The 20,521-nt window shown below is 70.1% G+C and carries 16 protein-coding genes; 13 read left to right on the top strand and 3 right to left on the bottom strand.

Annotation, left to right across the window (positions count from 1 at the left end; all coding sequences use genetic code 11):
• The first annotated feature begins 26 nt into the window (after positions 1-26).
• From AC07NX_RS05065 to AC07NX_RS05035, 7 genes are all read left to right on the top strand, one after another.
• Positions 27-1,787, top strand: coding sequence for an autotransporter assembly complex protein TamA (locus AC07NX_RS05065; RefSeq protein ID WP_494639679.1), 1,761 nt, complete (start codon positions 27-29; stop codon positions 1,785-1,787).
• Positions 1,784-5,974, top strand: a complete 4,191-nt coding sequence (locus AC07NX_RS05060; protein ID WP_494639677.1) for a translocation/assembly module TamB domain-containing protein — start codon at positions 1,784-1,786, stop codon at positions 5,972-5,974. Before AC07NX_RS05065 ends, AC07NX_RS05060 begins: the two co-directional genes overlap by 4 nt.
• A 191-nt stretch (positions 5,975-6,165) precedes the next feature.
• On the top strand, positions 6,166-7,422 hold the full coding sequence (locus tag AC07NX_RS05055; RefSeq protein WP_494639675.1) for a hydrolase: 1,257 nt from the start codon (positions 6,166-6,168) through the stop codon (positions 7,420-7,422).
• Between the two features lie 2 nt (positions 7,423-7,424).
• Complete coding sequence (locus AC07NX_RS05050) at positions 7,425-8,429, top strand: arginine N-succinyltransferase (protein WP_035077201.1); 1,005 nt, start codon at positions 7,425-7,427, stop codon at positions 8,427-8,429.
• On the top strand, positions 8,426-9,877 hold the full coding sequence (gene astD, locus AC07NX_RS05045) for a succinylglutamate-semialdehyde dehydrogenase (protein ID WP_494639673.1): 1,452 nt from the start codon (positions 8,426-8,428) through the stop codon (positions 9,875-9,877). Before AC07NX_RS05050 ends, astD begins: the two co-directional genes overlap by 4 nt.
• The gene (gene astB / locus AC07NX_RS05040) at positions 9,874-11,217 is read left to right on the top strand and encodes an N-succinylarginine dihydrolase (RefSeq protein ID WP_494639671.1); all 1,344 of its coding nucleotides are present in this window, start codon (positions 9,874-9,876) and stop codon (positions 11,215-11,217) included. Before astD ends, astB begins: the two co-directional genes overlap by 4 nt.
• 2 nt (positions 11,218-11,219) lie before the next feature.
• Positions 11,220-11,732 carry a GNAT family N-acetyltransferase gene (locus tag AC07NX_RS05035; protein WP_494639669.1) on the top strand — a complete coding sequence of 171 codons (513 nt, stop codon included), beginning with the start codon at positions 11,220-11,222 and terminating at the stop codon, positions 11,730-11,732.
• On the opposite strand, the gene AC07NX_RS05030 is transcribed toward AC07NX_RS05035, so the two are convergent.
• Positions 11,729-12,532 (bottom strand): LytTR family DNA-binding domain-containing protein, encoded by an 804-nt coding sequence (locus AC07NX_RS05030; RefSeq protein ID WP_494639667.1) that lies wholly within the window; start codon positions 12,530-12,532, stop codon positions 11,729-11,731. The two genes, AC07NX_RS05035 and AC07NX_RS05030, sit on opposite strands and share 4 nt — an antisense overlap.
• Before the next feature lie 141 nt (positions 12,533-12,673).
• Here AC07NX_RS05030 and AC07NX_RS05025 point away from each other — a divergent pair, with 141 nt between their 5' ends.
• Positions 12,674-13,885, top strand: coding sequence for an acyltransferase family protein (locus AC07NX_RS05025; protein WP_494639665.1), 1,212 nt, complete (start codon positions 12,674-12,676; stop codon positions 13,883-13,885).
• Here the strand turns inward: AC07NX_RS05025 and phhA are convergent.
• Positions 13,843-14,724: a phenylalanine 4-monooxygenase gene (phhA, locus tag AC07NX_RS05020; protein ID WP_494639663.1), complete on the bottom strand. Its 882-nt coding sequence runs from the start codon at positions 14,722-14,724 to the stop codon at positions 13,843-13,845. The two genes, AC07NX_RS05025 and phhA, sit on opposite strands and share 43 nt — an antisense overlap.
• 81 nt (positions 14,725-14,805) lie before the next feature.
• Positions 14,806-15,135, bottom strand: a complete 330-nt coding sequence (gene hspQ / locus AC07NX_RS05015) for a heat shock protein HspQ (RefSeq protein ID WP_494639661.1) — start codon at positions 15,133-15,135, stop codon at positions 14,806-14,808.
• A gap of 160 nt (positions 15,136-15,295) precedes the next feature.
• Between hspQ and AC07NX_RS05010 the strand changes: the two genes are divergently transcribed.
• The 5 genes from AC07NX_RS05010 to AC07NX_RS04990 all read left to right on the top strand — a co-directional run bounded on the left by AC07NX_RS05010 (position 15,296) and on the right by AC07NX_RS04990 (position 20,419).
• The gene (locus AC07NX_RS05010) at positions 15,296-16,423 is read left to right on the top strand and encodes a Ppx/GppA phosphatase family protein (RefSeq protein WP_494639659.1); all 1,128 of its coding nucleotides are present in this window, start codon (positions 15,296-15,298) and stop codon (positions 16,421-16,423) included.
• On the top strand, positions 16,420-17,127 hold the full coding sequence (locus tag AC07NX_RS05005; RefSeq protein ID WP_494639657.1) for an RlmE family RNA methyltransferase: 708 nt from the start codon (positions 16,420-16,422) through the stop codon (positions 17,125-17,127). The genes AC07NX_RS05010 and AC07NX_RS05005 overlap by 4 nt, the downstream gene beginning before the upstream one ends.
• Before the next feature lie 140 nt (positions 17,128-17,267).
• Positions 17,268-18,731, top strand: coding sequence for an IMP dehydrogenase (gene guaB / locus AC07NX_RS05000; protein ID WP_035077220.1), 1,464 nt, complete (start codon positions 17,268-17,270; stop codon positions 18,729-18,731).
• A 3-nt stretch (positions 18,732-18,734) separates the two neighbouring features.
• Entirely contained in the window at positions 18,735-19,130 is a 396-nt protein-coding gene (locus AC07NX_RS04995) for an MAPEG family protein (protein ID WP_494639655.1), read from the top strand.
• A gap of 8 nt (positions 19,131-19,138) precedes the next feature.
• A complete protein-coding gene (locus AC07NX_RS04990; RefSeq protein WP_494639654.1) occupies positions 19,139-20,419 on the top strand; it encodes an RsmB/NOP family class I SAM-dependent RNA methyltransferase in 1,281 nt (426 codons plus the stop codon).
• Positions 20,420-20,521: the final 102 nt, after the last annotated feature.

The following is a 20,521-nucleotide window of genomic DNA, read 5'->3' as shown; positions in this document are numbered from 1 at the left end:
TGGTGCGTAAGAGACTAGCCCTTGGCATGACCGCGGCGACTCTGATGGTCGCCGGCCATGCCAATGCGGCAGAGCCGGCAGCCACCATCACCGGCGTCGAGGACCGTGCGCTGCGCGAGGCGATCCAGCGCGCCATGACCGAGGCCAAGCAGCCGCCGCGCAGCCGCTCGGAAGCCCGCCGCCGGGCGCGCGACGCCGGCGACGAGGCCGTCGCGGTGCTGCGCTCGGAAGGCTATTACGGCTATGTCGTCGAGCCCGACGTGTCCGAAGCCGATCCGCCCCGCGCGATTCTCAAGATCACCCCCGGGCCGGTCTTCGTGATCGCCGATCCCCAGCTGGCCTGGAGCGGAACCCCGCCGGACGAAGGCGTCGCCCAGCGGGCGCAGAGCGTCATCCGACTGACGCCGGGCGCCCCGGGGCGGGCCGCCGACGTGCTGGCGGCCGAGGGGCGCGCGGTCTCCCAGGTGCAGCAGCTGGGCTATGCGGACGCCACGGCCGAGCCGCGCGAGGTCGTCGTCGACCACGCCGACCACACGGTGCGTCCGACCTTTCACATCGCGGCGGGCGACCTGACCCACGTCGACGGCATCCAGGTGGTGACGCAGGGCCGGTCGAACCCCGCCTGGGTGCAGCATCTGGCGCCCTGGAAGTCGGGCGACATCTACGAGCCCGACGACATCGCCGAGCTGGAGCGGCGGCTGCGCGACACCGGGGTCTACGACACGGTTTCGGTGTCGCTGGCGCCCAAGGACAAGGCGACGCCCGACGGCCTGCGGCCGGTGATCGTCACCCTGGCCGACCGCAAGGCCAAGACGATCGAGCTGGGCGCCAGCTATTCGAGCACCGACGGGCCAGGCGTGGACGCCAAGTGGATCCGCTACAACCGTCTTCGTCGCGCCGACACCACCACCCTGACGGCGCGGCTGGCCAAGCTGGACAGCCGCCTGGAGGCCGAGCTGGCCCTGCCGCACTGGCGACGCAGCCAGCAGACCCTGAAGCTGAACACCGCCATCTTCCGCGACAACACCGACGCCTATACCGAAACCGGCGCCCATGTCGGCGCGGACCTGACCCGGCGGCTGCAGCCGACCATCTACCGGACGTATGGCGTCTCGCTGGACGTCTCGCAGATCGATTCGCCCACCACCACCAATGGCGTGACCACCGACATCCGGCAGAACTTCGCCACCTTCACCCTGCTGGGGGCGCAGGCCTGGGACCGGTCCGACAGCGTGCTGGACCCCACCAAGGGCTGGCGGCTGGACGTGCGGGCCGAGCCCACCGCGATCACCGGCGACCTGACCATGGCCTTCATGAAGGTTCAGGCCCAGAGCACGGCCTATCTGCCATTCGGCGAGGGCGCGCGCACCGTGCTGGCGGGCCGGATCAAGGCCGGGCAGATCCTGGGCGGCACCATGCCGGAGGTGCCGGCCTCCAGGCGCTTCTACGCGGGCGGCGGCGGGTCGGTGCGCGGCTTTTCCTATCAGGCCATCGGACCGAGGATCGACAACACCAGCACGCCGCAGGGCGGCCTGTCGCTGCTGGAGAGCTCGCTCGAGCTGCGCCACAGGTTCACCGACACCTGGGGGGCGGTGGCCTTCATCGACGCCGGCGCCGTCGGGGTCGACAAGTGGCCCAACGGCGACGATTTCGGGGTGGGCGTGGGCGTGGGCGTCCGTTACGACCTGGGCTTCGGGCCGATCCGGGCCGACATCGCCATGCCGGTCAGCCGGCGATCGGGCGATCCGGCGTTCCAGGTCTATATCAGCATCGGGCAGGCCTTTTGACCGACGCCCAAAAACCACCTGGCGGGCCACCGCCCGAGGACCTTCCGGAAGCCGTCGCCGAGACGGCGACCAAGGTCGCGCGCAAGATCGGCTGGCCGGGCTTTGTCATCATCGTTTCGATCAGCCTGGTGGTGCTGGTCGCCGTGCTGCTGGGCGGCGTGCGTTTCGGGGCCATCACCCCGCAGGGCCGCGCCTTCCTGGAGGCGCGCACCAGCGGGTTGAAGCTGGGTCGCATCGGCCGATTGAGGATCGAGGGCCTGACGGGCGACATCTGGAGCGCGTTCGGCGTCCGCCGCCTGACGATCAGCGACGAGAAGGGCGTCTGGCTGGACGCCGCCGACCTCCATGTCGACTGGCGTCCGGCCGAGCTGTTCTACCGCCGCTTCCACGCCGACGAGATCACCGCCCGCCAGGTCGTGGTGCTGCGTCGGCCGACCCTGACCCCCAAGGGCAAGTCCAGCGCCGCGCCGTTGTCGGTGGACCTGGACCGCGTGGCCCTGCGCGTGATCACCCGGCCGGAGTTCAGCCGCCAGGCCGGCGACTTCGACCTGAGCGGCGACTACGAGTCCGAACGGCAGGGCGGCCAGAAAGGCGCCCTGAGGGCGTCGAGCCGCCTGCACGTCGGCGACCATTTGAAGCTGATCTTCGATCTGGGACGGGACAAGACCCTGTTGCTCGACGCCGAGGCCCAGGAGGCCAATGGCGGAGCGCTGGCCGGGGCGATGGGGCTGTCGCCCGACCGACCCTTCGACCTGAACGCCAAGGCCCACGGCACTGTGAGCCAGGGTGCGTTCACCCTGCTGGCGCGGTCCGGCGACGCCACGCCGCTGAAGGCCGGCGGCGCCTGGACGCCGCAGGGCGGATCGGCGACGGGCCACATCGACCTGGCGGCGTCGACCCTGACCGATCGCGAAGAGAAGATGTTCGGGGCCGACGCTCGCTTCTCGATCGTCGGACGCAAGGTCGGGGCTTTCAGCGACCTGGACCTGAAGATCGACAGCCAGAACCTGAGCCTGGTCGCCCACGGTCCGGCCGACCTGGGCAAGCGGATCACCGCGCCGGCCGGCCTGGCCTTCAGCGCCAAGGTCGGCAATCTGTCGCGCGTGACGCCATTGCCGGCCATGGGGACCGGCGTCGCGGACGGCGTGCTCCACCTGACCGGCGACGGCCTGCTGATCGACGGCCGGGTCGATGTTCGCGACCTGTCCTTGCTCGGCTATCGCCTGGCGCGGGCCAGGGGCCCGGCGACCATCGGCTGGAAGCGCGGCGAGCTGACCATCAAGGGCGAAGCCACCACGGAGGGCGGCGGCGGGCAGGGACTGCTGGCCGTGCTGGGCCGTACGCCCTCGGCCCAGTTTGAGGGCGCGCGGCTGAAGGACGGCCGCTTCCTGATCCGATCCGCCAAGGTCCAGGCCCCCAACCTGACCGTCGTCGCCCAGGGCGAGCGCGGCATCCTGGGCGGCCTGTCGTTCAAGGGCGAGGCCAAGGTCGGCTCCCTGTCCCCGGTTCGCCCCGGCATGAAGGGCCAGGCGACCGCCAAATGGTCGGCCAGCCAGGGCGTCGGCAAGCCGTGGCTGCTGACCGTCGATGCGCGCGGCGGCAACTTCGCCACCGGTCTGGCCGAGCTGGACCGGCTGCTGGGCAAGACCCCGCGGCTGAATGCTCGAGCCTCCTGGGCCAACGAACGGCTCTCGGTGGCCGACGCCAAGCTGGACGGGACGGCCGCCTCGGTCCGCGCCTCAGGCGTCCTTGGCCCGGGCGCCGCGCTGGGCTTCAAGCTGGATTGGACCGCTACGGGACCGTTCGTCGTCGGCCCGATCGAGGTCGCCGGCAAGGCCAAGGGCACGGGCGCGGTGACCGGGACGCTGACGGCGCCCAAGGCCGACCTGATCGCCGACTTCGACTCCATCGACGTGCCGCGCCTGCCGTTGAAGGACGCCCATGTGGTGCTGTCGTTCGCCAAGCGCCCCGATGGCGGCGATGGCGTGGCCTCAATAGAGGCCGGCAGCCAGTACGGGCCGGCCAAGGCGCGCGCGGCGTTCAGCTTCGCGCCAGGCGGGCTGGAGCTGAGGGATCTGGATGTCGACGCCGGCGGCGCCAAGGCCAAGGGCGCGGTGTCGCTGCGCAGCGGCCGTCCCGCCACGGCCGACCTGGTGGTGGCCGTCGGACCCGGCGCCTTCCTGACCCAGGGCCGGGTCGCCGGCACGGCCAAGATCGTCGACAGCGCGGGCGGCCCCGTGGCCCAGCTCGATCTGGCCGCCGACGACATTGTCGGCGGGGCCTGGAAGGTCCGGCACGCGGCGGTGAAGGCCGCCGGTCCGATGGCCCGCCTGCCCCTGACCATCGAGGCGCGGGGCGAGGCTCCGTCCGGGCGCTGGAAACTGAACGGTTCGGGCGTGCTGACCCAGTCGGGCCCTGAATACCTGCTGGCCCTGGACGCCGCTGGCGCGATGGCGCGCACCGAGATCAAGACCCGCGAGGCCGCGCAGATCCGGTTCGGCGGCCCGCGCACCAACGCCCGCCTGCGCCTCTCGGTCGGCGACGGCGCGGCCGATCTCGACGCCGACGTCGGCGGCGACCTTGCCACGCTGCGCGCCCAGCTGACCGGAGTCAGCCTCACCGCGATCAATCCCGACATGGCCGGCAAGGTCGACGCCCACGTGACGCTCAGCGGTTCGGGCCCGACCCTGACCGGCGAGTTCGACGCCAACCTGATCGGGGCCCGCGAGCGGGGGCCCCGCACGGACCGCGCCCTGAACGCCGAGATCCGCGGCGTGCTGCGCGACAACACCATGACCATCAACGCCACCAGCACCACAAGCCAGGGTCTGCAGGCCAAGGCCGAGGTGGTTCTGCCCACCGAGGCCTCGGCCAAGCCGTTCCACCTGGCGATCAACCGCCAGCGTCCCGTGCGCGGGCAGTTCACGGCGCAGGGCGAGATCAAGCCGCTGTGGGACCTGCTGGGCAGCTCCGAACGCAGCGTGTCGGGCAAGATCGACGCCGAGGGCGAACTGGCCGGCACCCTGGCCGACCCGCGCCTGACCGGCCGCGCCAGCCTGGAGGGCGGCCGGGTCGACGACGGCCAGACGGGCCTGAGCCTGCGCGACGTCATCGTGCGTGTCGCCCTGGCCGACAACGCCATCGACGTCAGCCAGGTCTCTGCCGGCGACGGCCAGGGCGGGACGATGGCCGGGTCGGGCCGGATCAGCCTGGCGCGCGGCGGTCTGGGCAGCTTCAAGCTGGACCTGAAGGGCTTCCGGGTCATCGACAACGAACTGGCCTCGGCCACGGCCAGCGGCCAGACCACGGTCAATCGCGGCGCCGACGGCAAGGTCAAGATGGCCGGCGCCCTGGTCATCGACCGCGCCGACGTCTCGGCCCAGACCAAGACGCCGGCCGGGGTGGTGTCGCTGGACGTGGTCGAACGCAACCGCCCCGAGGAGATGGACCAGGGCGTCGAGGCCCGGAAGGTGGTTCCGGGCAGCGGCATGCTCTTGGACGTCACCCTGACCGCCCCGCGCCGGATCTTCGTGCGCGGCCGGGGCCTGGACGTGGAGCTGTCGCTGAACGCCCATGTCGGTGGTTCGACCAACAGCCCCGTCCTCGATGGCGAGGCGCGAATGGTGCGCGGCGAGTACGACTTCGCCGGCAAGCGCTTCGAATTCGACCAAAACGGCACGGTCCGCCTAGCCACCCAGCTGGACCGCATACGGCTGGACCTGACCGCCACGCGCGAAGATCCCGCCCTGACCGCCGTGGTCAGGGTGCAGGGCACCGCCGCCAAGCCGGAGATCACCCTGACCTCCAAGCCCGAACTGCCGCAGGACGAGGTGCTGTCGCAGGTGCTGTTCGGGTCGTCGGCCGCCAACCTGACCCCGATCGAGGCGGCGCAGCTGGCTTCGGCCCTGGCGGCCCTGGCGGGCGGCGGCGGCTTCGACGTGATCGGCAATCTTCGCAGCCTGGCCGGCCTGGACCGCCTGTCGTTCGCCGAGAGCGCCACGGGCATGACCGTGTCCGGCGGCAAGTACGTGACCGACGACGTCTATGTCGAGATCATCGGCGGCGGACGGGAGGGAACCTCGGCCCAGGTCGAATGGCGCGTGCGTCGGGCCCTGTCGCTGGTGTCCAAGATCGGCAGCCAGGGCGACGCCCAGCTTTCGGTCCGCTGGAGAAAGGACTACAACTGATCCGTCTCCGCGCCGTCCCGCCTGGTCGGCCCTGAGGCGCGTGACAGATCCGAAACACCGACCTGGCCTTGACCGGGATCGGACCGCGTTCGGAGCAAGGCTGTTGCGTGGGCGACCGGTTTCCAGGTTCGAGGAAGCACGAATTGTCCGCGGCCCTTGGTTTAGTTTGAACTGAGGGAGACAGTGGATTCATGCGACTCAACGACGAGGATCGCGCCGTTCTGCGACATCTGGCCGGCCAAGGCCCGCTGATCATCGATCGGGCGGTCACCTGGTGCGCCATAAATTCGGGAAGCCGGCACCTGGCCGGCCTCGAGCGCCAACGGCAGGTTTTGCTCGACGCGTTCGGAAGCCTACCGGCCGCGCCGACCGACATCCCGCTGGGCGCCTCGCCCGAGGTCGGGGCCGACGGGCGGATCGGCGAGCAGGCGCATCCGGCGGCCATCGCCGTGGTCGTGCGGCCCCAGGCGCCGGTCCAGGTCGTGCTGACCGGCCACTACGACACCGTCTATCCCGAGACCTCCGGCTTCCAGACCGTGGCCACGCGGCCCGACGGCGCCCTGCACGGGCCGGGAATCGCCGACATGAAGGGCGGGATCTCGGTGATGCTGGCGGCGCTGGAGGCCTTCGAACGCCATCCGCTGGCGCAGAAGGTCGGCTATCGCGTGCTGCTGTCGCCGGACGAGGAGATCGGCTCGGTCGCCTCGGCGCCGATCCTGGCGGAATTCGCGCGCCAGGGGCATGTGGGCCTGACCTACGAGCCGGCCCTGGCCGACGGCGCCCTGGCCAGCGCCCGCAAGGGCTCGGGCAATTTCCACATTGTGGTCCGCGGCAAGGCCGCCCACGCCGGCCGCGACTTCGCCGCCGGCCGTAACGCGGTGATGGAGGCCGCCAGGATCGCCCAGACCCTGCACGCCCTGAACGGACTGCGCGACGGGGTCACCTGCAACATCGCCAAGATCGACGGCGGCTCGCCGCTGAACATGGTGCCGGACGTCGCCGTGGTGCGGTTCAACGTCCGCTTCCCGGCCGCCGAGGACGTCGCCTGGTTCGAGGGCGAGGTCGACAGGATCGTCGGCGCGACCGGGGAGGGCCTTCACGCCCACCTGCACGGTCGCATCACCCGCGGCGCCAAGCCGTTCAACGTCGCCCAACAGCGACTGTTCGGGGCCATCAAGGATGTCGGCGCCCTGCTGGGCCAGGACATCGCCTGGAAACCGTCCGGCGGGGTCTGCGAGGGCAACAACCTGTTCGCCTCGGGCCTGCCCAATGTCGACACCCTGGGCGTGCGCGGCGGCGACATCCACAGCGAGGCCGAGCACGCCTGGCCCGACAGCTTCGTGGAGCGCGCCCAGCTGTCGGCCCTGATCCTGATGAAGCTGGCCAGCGGCGAGATCGACGGTCCCGCCCTGCGCGCCGCCATGACCGACCTCGCGGAGACCGTTTGAGCATGCTTGTCGTCCGTCCCGCGATGCCCGCCGATTTCGACAGCCTGATGGAGCTGGCCGTCCTGTCCGGCCGCGGCTTCACCAGCCTGCCGGAGGACGAGCAGACCCTGCGCGCGCGCCTGGACCTGTCCCGGGCCAGCTTCCATTCCGAGGTGGCCGCGCCGGAGGCCTGGTACACCCTGATGCTCGAGGACCTGGCGGAAGGCGACGTCGTCGGCGTGGCCGGGGTCAAGGCGGGGGTGGGCCTGAAGCGCCCGCACTTCTCGTTCCGCGTCGTGACCCTGGCCCAGTCCTCGCCCACCCTGGACAAGCGCTTCGACCACCGGGCCCTGGTGCTGGTCAACGAATGCGCGGGCTGGTCCGAGGTGGGCTCGCTGTTCCTGAAGCCGGAGCGCCGCAAGGGCGGGGCGGGGCGGCTGCTGGCCCAGTCGCGCTACATGCTGATCGGCCTGGAGCCGCAGCGCTTCGCCGAGATGGTGCTGGCTGAACTGCGCGGCTGGTTCGACGAGGATGGCGGCTGCCCCTTCTGGGACCACGTGGCCAGCAAGTTCTTCCGGCTGGAGTTCGACGAGGCCGACATGATGAGCGCCTCGACCGACGGCCAGTTCATCCTCGACCTGGCGCCGCGCCACCCGATCTATGCCGAGCTGCTGCCCCAGGCGGCGTCCGAGACCATCGGCCGGGTGCATCGCGAGGGCGAGGCGGCGCGGGCCATGCTGGAGAGCGAAGGCTTTCGCTTCTCGGGCCTGATCGACATCTTCGACGCCGGCCCGACGGTGGCGGCGCGGCGCGATGACATCAAGACCGTGCGCGAGGGCCGGCGGCTGCGGGTCCGGCTGGGCGAGGACGCCTATGGCGAGGAGGCCCTGATCTGCTCGGGCGCCGTGGACCGCTTCCGGGCGGTGCGCGTCCCGGTGCTGGTCGACGGCGAGAGCGCGATCATCGGACGGGACGCCGCGGCGGCCTTGGGCGTCAAGGACGGCGAAATGGTGCGGGTGAAGGCATGAGCGGCGTGTTCATCGAGGGTGTCTGGCGGTCGGGCGCGGGGGCGGAGGCGACTTCTATTGATCCGGCGACCGGCGAGATCATCTGGCGTCAGGCGACGGCGGGACCTGCCGACGTCGTCGCGGCCGTCGCGGCCGCCCGCAAGGCCTTTCCGGCCTGGGCCGATCTGCCGCGTGAAGAACGGATCGCCGTCCTGCGCCGCTACAAGGACGTGCTGGTGGCCCGCACGGGCGACTTCGCCGAGGCCTTGACCCGCGAGACCGGCAAGGCGCTGTGGGAGACCAAGGCCGAGCTGGGCTCGATGGCGGGCAAGGTCGAGGCCTCGATCAAGGCCTATGACGAGCGGACCGGCGAGCACGCCAGCGACATGGCCTTCGGCCGCGCCGTGCTGCGCCACCGCCCGCATGGCGTGATGGCGGTCCTGGGCCCGTTCAACTTCCCCGGCCACCTGCCCAACGGCCACATCGTGCCGGCCTTGCTGGCCGGGGACACGGTGGTCTTCAAGCCGTCGGAAGAGACCCCCCTGGCCGGCCAACTGCTGGTCGAGGCCCTGGAAGCGGCCGGCGCGCCGCCCGGCGTCGTCAACCTGGTGCAGGGCGGCCGCGAGGTCGGCCAGGCGCTGATCGACCGGGAGATCGACGGCCTGCTGTTCACCGGCTCGGCCGCCGCCGGGGCCTTCTTCCGCCGCCACTTCGCCGATCGGCCGGACGTGATCCTGGCCCTGGAGCTGGGCGGCAACAACCCGCTCGTGGTCTGGGACGCCGGCGATCCCGAGGCCGTGGCGGCCCTGGTCGTGCAGTCGGCCTTCATCACCACCGGCCAGCGCTGCTCGTGCGCCCGGCGCCTGATCGTGCCGGACGACGCGACGGGGCGAGCGGTGATCGACGCCGTGGCGGCGTTGTCCGAACGGCTGGTGATCGGTCCCTGGAACGGTCGCGAGGAGCCGTTCATGGGGCCGCTGATCTCGGACCGGGCCGCCGCCATGGCCCTGGCGGGCGCCGAGGCCATGCCGGGGCAGGCCGTGCGCGCCATGGCGGCCGTCGGCGGCCTGAGCGGGGCCTTCGTCTCGCCGGGCTTGGTCGACGTGACCGGCGAGACCGTGCCCGACGAGGAGCTGTTCGCGCCGCTGCTGCAGGTGCGCCGGGTCGGCTCGTTCGACGAGGCGGTCGCCGCCGCCAACGCCACGCGCTACGGCCTTTCGGCTGGCCTGATCTCCAATGAAACAACGCGTTGGGATCATTTCCTGAAGCGGATCCGGGCGGGTGTCGTCAACTGGAACCGGCCGACCACCGGCGCGGCCGGGACCATGCCATTCGGCGGCCTGGGCAGTTCGGGCAACCATCGGCCCAGCGCCTACTACGCGGCCGACTACTGCGCCTATCCGGTGGCCAGTTTCGAGGCGCAAGGCGTGGTCAATACCTTGAGTGATATCAGAGGACTGCGCGAATGACCTCGCGCGCGACGGAAGCCAATTGCGACGGTCTGGTGGGGCCGACCCACTCCTATGTCGGCCTGTCGCCGGGCAACATCGCCAGCCAGACCAACGCCGGCGAGGTCTCCAACCCGCGCGCCGCGGTGCTGGAGGGCCTGACCAAGATGCGCAAGCTGGCCGACTGGGGCGTGCCGCAGTTCGTGCTGCCGCCGCACGAGCGGCCGGACCTGGCGCTGCTGCGATCGATCGGCTTCTCGGGTTCTGATGCGCAGGTCCTTGAAAAGGCCTGGAAAGACGCGCCGGCCCTGGCGGCGGCCGCGTGCTCGGCCTCGCCGATGTGGGCGGCCAACGCCGCCACGGTCACGCCCAGCGCCGACACGACCGACGGCCGCGTGCACTTCACCCCGGCCAACCTGCTGACCAACCTGCATCGCAGCCTCGAGGGGCCGCAGACCGCGCGCAGCCTGCGGCGGCTGTTCCCAGACGAGGACCGGTTCGCCGTGCACGATCCGTTGCCGGCCCAGCCGCACTTCGCCGACGAGGGCGCGGCCAACCATGTGCGGCTGTGCGCCGAGCATGGCGAGCCCGGGGTTAATCTGTTCGTCTGGGGTCGCGAGGCCTGGGAGCACTGGGCCGGTCGCTATCCGGCCCGCCAGACCCGCGAGGCCTTCGAGGCGGTCGAGCGCCGCCACGGCGCGGCGCGTGGCGTCTTCGCCCGCCAGGGCCGGGCGGCGATCGACGGCGGGGCGTTCCACAACGACGTGGTCTGCGTCGGCACGCGCGAATGCCTGCTGTTCCACGAGCGCGCCTTCGAGGATCGCGCGGCGACGGAGGCAGGCGTCCGCCGCGCCGCCGAGGGCCTGTTCGAACCGGCCTTCGTCGAGATCAGCGAGGCCGACCTGCCGATGGACGACCTGGTCAAGAGCTATCTGTTCAATTCCCAGCTCCTGGTCCTGCCCGGCGAGGATCGTCTGGTGCTGCTGGCCCCCGGCGAGACGCGGGACAATCCGCGGGCCCATGCGGCCGCCCAAGGCCTGGCCAGCTCGAACGGCCCCATCGGCCGGGTGGAATATGTCGACGTCCGCCAGAGCATGCGCAACGGCGGCGGTCCGGCCTGTCTGCGGCTGCGGGTGGTCCTGACCGAGGCGGAGCTCGCGGCGACCAACCTCGGACAGCGCTTCGACGCCGTCCTGCACGATCGCCTGAACGCCTGGGCCCAGCGCCGCTATCGTGACCACCTGGCGCCCGCCGACCTGTCCGACCCGTCGCTGATCGTCGAGAGCCGCGAGGCGCTGGACGAACTGACCGCGATCCTCGAGCTTGGCGGCGACTTCTATCCGTTCCAGCGAGCCGCCTGATCATGCGCGACTTCACCGTTCGTCCCGCCACGCCCGACGACGCGGCCGCCGTCCTGGCGCTGCACCGCAAGGTCGCCGCCCAGCCCGGCGGCCTGGCCCGCCAGCCCGAGGAGGTGACGGCCGACTATGTCGCCCACGCCCTGGCGGCGGCCTCCGAAGGCGGCGTGAACCTGATCGCCGAGAGCGCCGACGGGGTGCTGTGCGGCGAACTGCACGTCGAGCGGATGAAGATCGCGATCTTCGCCCATGTGCTGACCGACCTGACCGTGGCGGTCGATCCGGACTGGCAGGGCAGGGGCGTCGGCTCGGCCCTGTTCCGCGCCCTGATCGACACGGCCCGGACGATGGCGCCGCCGGTCGGCCGGATCGAGCTGTGGACCGGCGCGGCCAATCTCGGCGCCCAGCGGCTCTACGAGCGCCTGGGTTTCAGGATCGAGGGGCGGATGATCGGGCGAGGGAGGCTGCCGGACGGCGCGGTCGACGACGACATCGTCATGGGCCTGTTGCTGGACTAGCCACGCAGCGTCGCCAAGGCTTGAGGGAAGCGCCGCGACAACGGGGCCTCGACGGCGCCGAGTTCGATCGCGTAGTCCCCCGAGCCTTCAGGGCGCAGGCCGGTCACCCGGGTCGGATTGACCAGCCAGGAGCGATGGGTGCGCACGAAGCCGTGCCCGGCCATGCCGGTCTCCAGGGCGCTGAGCGAGGACCTCATCAGCGGCCGCCGGCCGTCGGCGAGCAGGAACTCGGCGTAGTTGCCGGCCGAGCGCACGGCCAGGATCTCCGACACCGGGACGCGCACCAGCCGCGCGCCGTCGCGGATGTCGAAGCTGGCGGCCGCCGTCGCCGTCTGGGCCTGGGCGGCGGCCTCGCGGGCGCTGCGCCTCAGCGACAGATAGAAGATGATCGAGGCCAGGCCGTAGGCCAGCAGGTCCTTGCGGAACTCGTAGGGGAATTCGCTCGATAGCGGACCGAACCGGTACGGACCGTCCATCACCGCCAGATAGGCCAGCTTGCGCAGGGCCACGAAGCCCGCGACGTGCAGGACCGAATAGAGCACGACCGCCGCGAGGTGGACGGGAACCGACCGCCACCAGCGCGGCGCTGTCCGGGTGGTCCACACCGCCACGGCGGCGGGGATCATGAAGATCACCATGGTCACCAGGGCGCTGCTGGATTCCCAGATCGCCGGCGCCAGCGTGCCGAGGCGCGGCGCGTCGTGGCGAATGGTCAGGACATTGACCACGGCGATGCACGAGATCAGGCCCACGCCGAGAAGCCAGGCGCGCCAGACGCCCTGGCGCTCTTCGCCGCTCATCCCGAAAAGCGCGCCGCTGGTCCCTCTCGCTTTTCCGCTCGTCCCTGCCGGCGACCGCCGGTCCCCGGCCGCTTGGCTCCCGGTGTCGGTCCGGGTCACGACGTCTGCATCGTTTTTCAAGCCGGACGCCTCGCCATGCCCTTGAGCGCTTCAATCCCTGATCGCCGCTACGACCTCGACTGGATTCGGGTCGGCGCGTTCTTCCTGCTGATCCTGTATCACGTCGGCATGTTCTATGTGCCCTGGGACTGGCACGTGAAATCGCCCCATCCGGTCGAAGAGCTGGAATTGGCGATGTTCCTGACCAATCCCTGGCGCCTGACGCTGCTGTTCCTGGTCTCCGGCGCGGCGACCCGGTTCATGGCCGACAAGGTCACGGTCGGCGAGCTGACCGGGACGCGGATCGCCCGCCTGCTACCGCCGCTGCTGTTCGCGATGTTCGTGATCGTCCCGCCGCAGTCCTACTACCAGATCGTCGAGTATGTAGCCGCCCACCCTGGCGCGTCGCTGCATTTCACGTCCTACGGGGACTTCTGGACCAAGTACGTCACCGCCTCTGGCCGCTGGTGCGCGCCGGAGGGTTGCCTGGTCACCCCGACCTGGAACCACATGTGGTTCGTGGCCTACCTGCTGTTCTACACCCTGGTGCTGGCCGGTCTGCTGCTGGTCTGGCGGCGACTGGGCGCTCATCTGCAGGCGGCCGCCGAGGCGGCGCTGCGTGGTCCGGGCCTGGTCCTGTGGCCGATCCTGTTCCTGGGCCTGCTGCGCGCCACGCTCTATCCGCGCTTCGGCGAGACCCACGCCCTGGTCGGCGACCACTATGTGCACGCGGTGTCGTTCTCGGCCTTCCTGCTGGGGTTCGGCCTGGCCAAGTCGGAGGTGCTGCGCCAACGGCTGATCGCCGCCCGTTGGCCGGCCCTGGGCCTGGCGGTCGCCGGCTATCTGGGCTGGGCGACGTACGCCTATGTCTATCGCAACGACACGCCAATCCCGCCGGAATGGATGCGCCTGGTCATGCGCTTCGTCCATCCCACCGACGCCTGGTGCTCGATCGCCGCAATCCTGGGCTTCGGGGCCAAGCACCTTAACCGGGGCGGACCGGCCCTGCGTTACCTGACCCTGGGCGTATTCCCGTTCTACCTGGTCCACCAGACCTTGATCGTGGTGATGGCCCACCACCTGGCCAAGCTGAGCCTGCCTCAACCGGTAGAGGCGCTGATCCTGATCGTCCTGACCTTCGCCGGCTGCTTCGCCACCTACGAGATCGTCCGGCGCATCCCTGGCGTTCGGATCCTGTTCGGCCTGAAGGGTCAGCCGCCCGCCGAGGCCAGCCGCCCGCCGGTCTTCGCATAGGCCTGGGTTCCCGCGGTGATCACCCGGTCGGCGGCGGTGATCTCGGCGATGCCGAGGTCGCTGGCGCCGGCCAGCCGGTCATAGAGCGGCCCGAAGTCGCGCAGGGTCACCTCCTGCAGCGTCTGGATCGAGGGGATGACGAAATAGACCTGCTGGAAGTCGTCGATCCGATAGGGGGTGCGCATCACCCGTTCCAGGTCGAAGCCGATGCGATTGGGGGAGGGATCGTCGAGGGCGAAGATCGACTCGGTGCGCGAGGAGACGATGCCGGCTCCATAGATCCGCAGGCCTTCCGGGGTTTCCATCAGGCCGAACTCGACCGTGTACCAATAGAGGCGGGCCAAGTTGGCCAGCCGCCCCAGGCCGAGAGCCCGCTGGCCGCCGCGGCCGTAGGCCTGCATATAGTCGGCGAAGGTCGGATCGGTCAGCATCGGCACATGGCCGAAGACGTCGTGGAAGATGTCCGGCTCCTGCAGGTAGTCCAGTTCGTGTGGTTTGCGGATGAACTGGCCGGCGGGGAAGCGGCGGTTGGCCAGGTGGTCGAAGAACACGTCGTCAGGCACCAAGCCCGGCACGGCCACCACGCGCCAGCCGGTCAGGCGCTGGAGTTCCTCGTTGATCCGCCTGAAGTCGGGAATGCCCGAGCGGTGCAGGTCCAGGGCGTCGAGCCCGCGCAGGAACGCGTCGCAGGCCCGCCCCGGCAGCAGGGCGGTCTGGCGTTCGTAAAGGGTGATCCAGACCTCGTGCTCGGCCTGGGCGTAGTTGTCCCAGCCTTGGTCGATCGTCCAATCGGCGGCCGCGCCGGGGGGTGGGCCGCTGCCAAAACCATCTGCGCTCATGAAACGACGTTACGCCTGGTTCGCGGCAAATTCCGTTCGGATTTTGCGCGAGAACCTAGGTCGACCGGATAGAGCTTGCGCCTAGTGCGAAATCCGGGGGCGAAGCTTGTACGCGCCGTGGTCGAAGCTCTCGAAGATCACCGCCGTCTGCGGATGACCCACGGGCTCGCCGGTCTCGTCGGCCAACAGGTTCTGCTCGGAGACGTAGGCGACGTAGGTGTTGTCGTCGTTCTCGGCCAGCAGGTGGTAGAACGGCTGGTCCTTGGTCGGCCGGATGTCCTCGGGAATGGAGTTCCACCATTCCTCGGTATTGGCGAACACGGGGTCGACGTCGAACACCACGCCCCGGAAGGGGAAGATCCGGTGCCTGACCACCTGGCCGATCGCGAATTTGGCAAGTCTCGAATTCATGTCGAGCAGCCTACATGAGTCTCCTGACTAGAACCTGAACGTAGACTTCCGCCGTCGGATGACAAGGCGAGGCCTTCCGGCGCGGGAATCTCGCCGCTATGCTCGCTTTCGAAGTGAGGTGGTTCGGCATGAATCGCCTGCGAGACAAGGTGGAAAGACCATGTCGGAGGCGCCGCGAGCGCCCGGCGCGCCTCAGCCTTCGGGCTCTGGCCGGCGCCGGCCGCCAGGCGAGCAGTCGTGTTACGCGGCGCTCGACCTGGGTACGAACAACTGCCGCCTCCTGGTGGCGACCCCTTCGCCGCGCGGCTTTCGCGTCGTGGAGGCCTATTCCCGAATCGTGAGGCTGGGCGAGGGCTTGTCCCAGACCGGCCAGCTTTCCGAAGAGGCCATGGACCGTTCCATGGCGGCCTTGAAGGTCTGCGCCGAGAAGATCCGCCGTCGCAAGGTGGTGCGCGTGAAGGCCGTGGCCACCCAGGCCTGCCGGGGTGCGACCAATGGTCCCGATTTCGTGCGCCGGGTGGCCGAGGAGACCGGCCTGCGGCTGCAGATCATCACGCCCAAGGAGGAGGCCCAGCTGTCGGTGGCCGGCTGCATGAGCCTGTTCGACCGCGACGCCGAGGCCGCCCTGGTGGTCGACGTCGGCGGCGGTTCGACCGAGCTGTCGTGGGTCGACCTCAAGGGCGGCGGGCTGGACAGCAAGCCGCGCCAGTTCGCGGCCTGGAAGCTGCCGATCAAGGCCTGGCTGTCGATCCCGATCGGCGTGGTCACCCTGGCCGAGCGCTTCCCCGAAGGCGAGCGGGTGGAGGAGGGGTGGTTCCGGGCCATGGTCGATGCGGTCAAGGCGCGGATCGAGGCCTTTCCGCACGCCGAGCCGATGCGGCGGCTGTTCGAGAGCGGCCGCGCCCACATGGTCGGAACCTCCGGCGCCATCACCAGCCTGGCGGGCCTGCACCTTGGGCTACCGCGTTATGACCGCAACATCGTCGATGGCCTGTGGATGCAGCGCCACGAATGCGAGGCGGCGGCCGATCGGCTGCTGACCCTGACCGCCCGGGAGCGGGCCATGGAGCCTTGCATCGGCGCCGATCGGGCCGACCTGGTGCTGGCCGGGGCGGCGATCCTGCAGGCCGTCCAGGAGCTTTGGCCGTGTTCTCGCGTGCGTGTCGCCGATCGGGGGCTTAGAGAAGGTCTCCTGATGTCCCTGATGTCCGATCAGCAGAAGAAGCCGCGCCGGCGTCGGCGAGGCGGCTCCGGTCGGGCGTCCCGCCCTTCGACGGTGAATGCATGAACGACGAACCTCCCCGCAAGCGCATGGTCAAGCCGCCGGCCGGCGGCAATGACAGCGGCCGCACCAAGCCGGCTCGCCTTAAGACCGCGTTCGGCCGCACGCCCTCGCAGCAGCACTGGCTGGAGCGGCAGATCAACGACCCGTTCTCGGCCAAGGCCCGCGCGCTGGGCTATCGCAGCCGCGCGGCGTTCAAGATCAGCGAGATCGACGACAAGTATCGGTTCTTCAGGAAGGGCGCGAAGGTCATCGACCTGGGCTGCGCGCCGGGCGGCTGGCTGCAGATGGCCACCGAGCGCGGCGTGACCGACATCGTCGGCGTCGACCTGCTGCCGGTCGATCCTGTGGCCCCGGCCCACATCCTGGAGATGGACTTCACCGACCCGGCCTGTCCGCCGAAGATGCTGGAGCTGCTGGGCGGCGCGCCGGACCTGGTGATGTCGGACATGGCGCCCAACACCGTGGGCCATCGCGAGACCGACCACCTGCGCATCGTCGGCCTGATCGAGATCGGCGCGGACTTCGCCATCGAGGTGCTCAAGCCCGGCGGGGCCTTCGTGGCCAAGGCCTTCCAGGGCGGCGAGACGGCGGCGGTGATCGCCCAGCTGAAGAAGCACTTCGACAAGGTCGTTCACTTCAAGCCCAAGGCCAGCCGCAGCGACAGCTCCGAGGTGTTCCTGGTGGCGACGGGGTTCAAGGGGCGCTAGGCGGCGTCTCGGCGTGTCGACCCGGTCCATCGTTTTCAGATCGGGGCTGCGAGGCGGCAATTCGTCCCCATTTATGCCGCCAAGCGAGTCGACACGGACGACCTGCGTAGGTATACGCGGCTCGCAAAATGGAGACTCCAATGGAGATTCGCGAAGGGCTCACCTTCGACGACGTTTTGCTCGAACCCGGTCCGTCAGACGTCATGCCCACCCAGGTGACGACCGAGACCAAGTTCACGCGTGAAATCAGTCTGAACATCCCGCTCGTGTCCGCCGCCATGGACACGGTCACCGAAAGCCGGCTCGCCATCGCCATGGCCCAGGCCGGCGGCATGGGCATCCTGCACCGCAACCTGACGGTGGACGAACAGGCCGACCACGTGCGCGAGGTGAAGCGCTACGAAAGCGGCATGGTCATCAACCCGCTGACCATCAATCCGGACACGACCCTCGCCGAGGTTCGCGAGATCACCGCGCGGCGCAAGATCTCGGGCTTTCCCGTGGTCGAGAAGAAGTCGGGCAAGCTGGTCGGCATCCTGACCAATCGCGACATGCGGTTCGAGGGCGACGACAAGGTCCCGGCCTCGGCGCTGATGACCCGCGACAACCTGATCACCGTCTCGGAAGGCGTCGATCACCGCGAAGCGCGCGAGCTGCTGCGCAAGCACAAGATCGAGCGCCTGATCGTCGTCGACGACGCCTATCGCGCCGTCGGTCTGATCACCGTCAAGGACATCGAGAAGGCCCAGGCCCACCCCCTGGCCGCCAAGGACGACAAGGGGCGGCTGCTGGTCGGCGCGGCCTCGACCGTCGGCGACGCCGGCTTCGAGCGCTCGATGGGCCTGGTGGACGCCGGCGTCGACGTCGTCGTCATCGACACCGCCCACGGCCACTCCAGCCAGGTCGCCCAGGCGGTCAGCCGCCTCAAGCGCGAAGCCAACCGCGTGCAGATCGTGGCCGGCAACATCGCCACCTACGACGCGGCCCGCGCCCTGATCGACGCCGGCGCCGACGCGGTGAAGGTCGGCATCGGTCCCGGCAGCATCTGCACCACCCGTATCGTCGCGGGCGTGGGCGTGCCGCAATTGACCGCCATCGCCGAAGCGGTCCGCGCAGCCCGCGAGAGCGGCACGCCGGTCATCGCCGACGGCGGCATCAAATATTCGGGCGACCTGGCCAAGGCCATCGCGGCCGGGGCCTCGACCGCCATGATGGGCTCGATGTTCGCCGGCACCGAAGAGGCGCCGGGCGAGGTGTTCCTGTACCAGGGGCGCTCGTACAAGAGCTATCGCGGCATGGGTTCGGTGGGCGCCATGGCCCGCGGCTCGGCCGATCGCTACTTCCAGAAGGACATCACCGACAGCTTCAAGCTGGTGCCGGAAGGCATCGAGGGCCAGACGCCCTTCAAGGGGCCGATCGCTCCGGTGCTGCACCAGCTGGTCGGCGGCCTGCGGGCGGCCATGGGCTATGTCGGCGCGCCCGACATTCTGGAATTCCAGAAACGGGCCCGCTTCGTGCGGATCACCGGCGCTGGTCTGCGGGAGAGTCACGTCCACGACGTGATGATCACCCGGGAAGCGCCGAACTATCCGAGCGCGGTCTAGCCGGTGCGGATGGCCCTTGAACTTCAGATGCTGGGCTGGGCCGTCGTGATCGGCCTGGTTCAACTGTTCTGGGCGGCCGCGGCCGCCCAGCCGCAGCGCGGTCTGAAGTGGAACGTCGGGCCTCGCGACACGCCGGTGGTGCTGACGGGCATGGCGGGGCGCCTCGAACGCGCCTTCGCCAATTTCCGCGAGACCTTCCCGTTCTTCGCCGCCGCCGTGCTGGTCGCCTATCTGGGCGGCCGGCTGGGCATGCTCTCGGCCCACGGCGCGGTGCTCTATGTCGGGGCGCGGGCGATCTACATCCTTCTCTACGCCTTCGGCGTGCCGGTCGCCCGGTCGCTGGTCTGGCTGGCTTCCGTGATCGGCATTGGCCTGATCCTGGTGGCCCTGGTGATCTGAAAGCAAAAATGCGCGACGGCGGCAGACTAGCAGCGGCGATCGAGGTCCTCACCGAGATCGAGACGCGTCATTTCCCCGTACGGATGGCGCTGAAGCGCTGGGGCGAGAGCGCCCGCTATGCGGGCTCCAAGGACCGCGCCTTCGTCTCGGGCCTGGCGCTGGACGCCCTGCGCCGCAAGCGCTCGCTGGGCTGGATGATGGGCGACGACAGTCCGCGCGGCGTGGTGCTGGGCGTGCTGGCCCAGGACTGGAAATGGTCGCTGGAGCGGATCGCCGAGGCCGCGGCCGAAGACCACGGGCCGGGCGCGCTGACCGATGCGGAGCGCGAGCGGATCGTCGCGCCGCGCGCCCTGACCGACGCGCCGCCCGCCGTGGCCGGCGACTATGCCGACTGGATGGAACCGTCGCTGGCGCGCGCCCTGGGCGACGACCGCGCCGCCGAGATGGCCGCCTTGGCCGAGCGCGCCCCAGTCGATCTGCGCATCAACCTCCTGAAGACCGACGTCGAGCGCGGCGCCAAGGCCGTGGCCCTGATCGGGGCCGAGCCGGCGGGTGTTCTGGACACCGCCTTCCGTATTCCCGCCCCCGGCGCGGCCGATCGTACCCCCTCGGTCGAGGCCGTGCCGGCCTTCTCCAAGGGCTGGTTCGAGGTTCAGGACCTGGGCTCGCAGATCGCCGCCGCCACGGCTGGCCTGATCAAGGGCAAGCAGGTGCTGGACTTCTGCGCCGGGGGCGGGGGCAAGACCCTGGCCCTGGCCGCCGCCATGGGCAACAGCGGTCAGATCTACGCCCACGACAGCGACGCCCGCCGTCTGGCCGACACCATCCGCCGCGGCCAGCGGGCCGGCATCCGCAACCTGCAGATCCGCTCGCCGATCGAGGGCGAACCGCTGAAGGGCCTGGAAGGCAAGCTGGACCTGGTGTTCGTCGACGCGCCGTGCACCGGTTCGGGCACCTGGCGCCGCCACCCGGACGCCAAGTGGCGTCTGTCGCCCGACCAGCTGGCCAAGCGCCAGATCGAGCAGGACGCGGTTTTGGCCGACGCCGCTGACTTCGTGAAGCCCGGCGGCCGCCTGATCTATGTGACGTGTTCGCTGCTGGTCGAGGAGAACGAGGATCGCGTTGCGGCCTTCGTCGAGCGTCATCCGGGCTTCTCCGTGAAGCCGATCACCTTGGCCGGGATCGAACAACACCTGACGCCGGAAGGCTATCTGCGGCTGACCCCGCATCGCGCTGGGACCGACGGCTTCTTCGCCGCCGTGATCGAGCGCGGGTCCTACGCGCCCTAGAGCCCGCCCGACCGCCTGCGGTTGGGACCAAGGGGCTCGTCAAAGAATGAGATCCCTCCCGCGAGGGAGACCGAACCGAAACGACACGCTGGAGAACGCTAC

It is taken from the genome of Caulobacter sp. GW821-FHT09A05, from assembly GCF_059418465.1.
This window is presented reverse-complemented; position numbering and strand designations above follow the sequence as displayed.

Coding starts and splice junctions, on each gene's coding strand:
- AC07NX_RS05065 (WP_494639679.1), top strand. CDS start 27: ATGACCGCGGCGACTCTGATGGTCGCCGGCCATGCCAATGCGGCAGAG.
- AC07NX_RS05055 (WP_494639675.1), top strand. CDS start 6,166: ATGCGACTCAACGACGAGGATCGCGCCGTTCTGCGACATCTGGCCGGC.
- AC07NX_RS05050 (WP_035077201.1), top strand. CDS start 7,425: ATGCTTGTCGTCCGTCCCGCGATGCCCGCCGATTTCGACAGCCTGATG.
- astD (WP_494639673.1), top strand. CDS start 8,426: ATGAGCGGCGTGTTCATCGAGGGTGTCTGGCGGTCGGGCGCGGGGGCG.
- astB (WP_494639671.1), top strand. CDS start 9,874: ATGACCTCGCGCGCGACGGAAGCCAATTGCGACGGTCTGGTGGGGCCG.
- AC07NX_RS05035 (WP_494639669.1), top strand. CDS start 11,220: ATGCGCGACTTCACCGTTCGTCCCGCCACGCCCGACGACGCGGCCGCC.
- AC07NX_RS05030 (WP_494639667.1), bottom strand. CDS start 12,532: ATGAGCGGCGAAGAGCGCCAGGGCGTCTGGCGCGCCTGGCTTCTCGGC.
- phhA (WP_494639663.1), bottom strand. CDS start 14,724: ATGAGCGCAGATGGTTTTGGCAGCGGCCCACCCCCCGGCGCGGCCGCC.
- hspQ (WP_494639661.1), bottom strand. CDS start 15,135: ATGAATTCGAGACTTGCCAAATTCGCGATCGGCCAGGTGGTCAGGCAC.
- AC07NX_RS05010 (WP_494639659.1), top strand. CDS start 15,296: ATGTCGGAGGCGCCGCGAGCGCCCGGCGCGCCTCAGCCTTCGGGCTCT.
- AC07NX_RS05005 (WP_494639657.1), top strand. CDS start 16,420: ATGAACGACGAACCTCCCCGCAAGCGCATGGTCAAGCCGCCGGCCGGC.
- guaB (WP_035077220.1), top strand. CDS start 17,268: ATGGAGATTCGCGAAGGGCTCACCTTCGACGACGTTTTGCTCGAACCC.
- AC07NX_RS04990 (WP_494639654.1), top strand. CDS start 19,139: ATGCGCGACGGCGGCAGACTAGCAGCGGCGATCGAGGTCCTCACCGAG.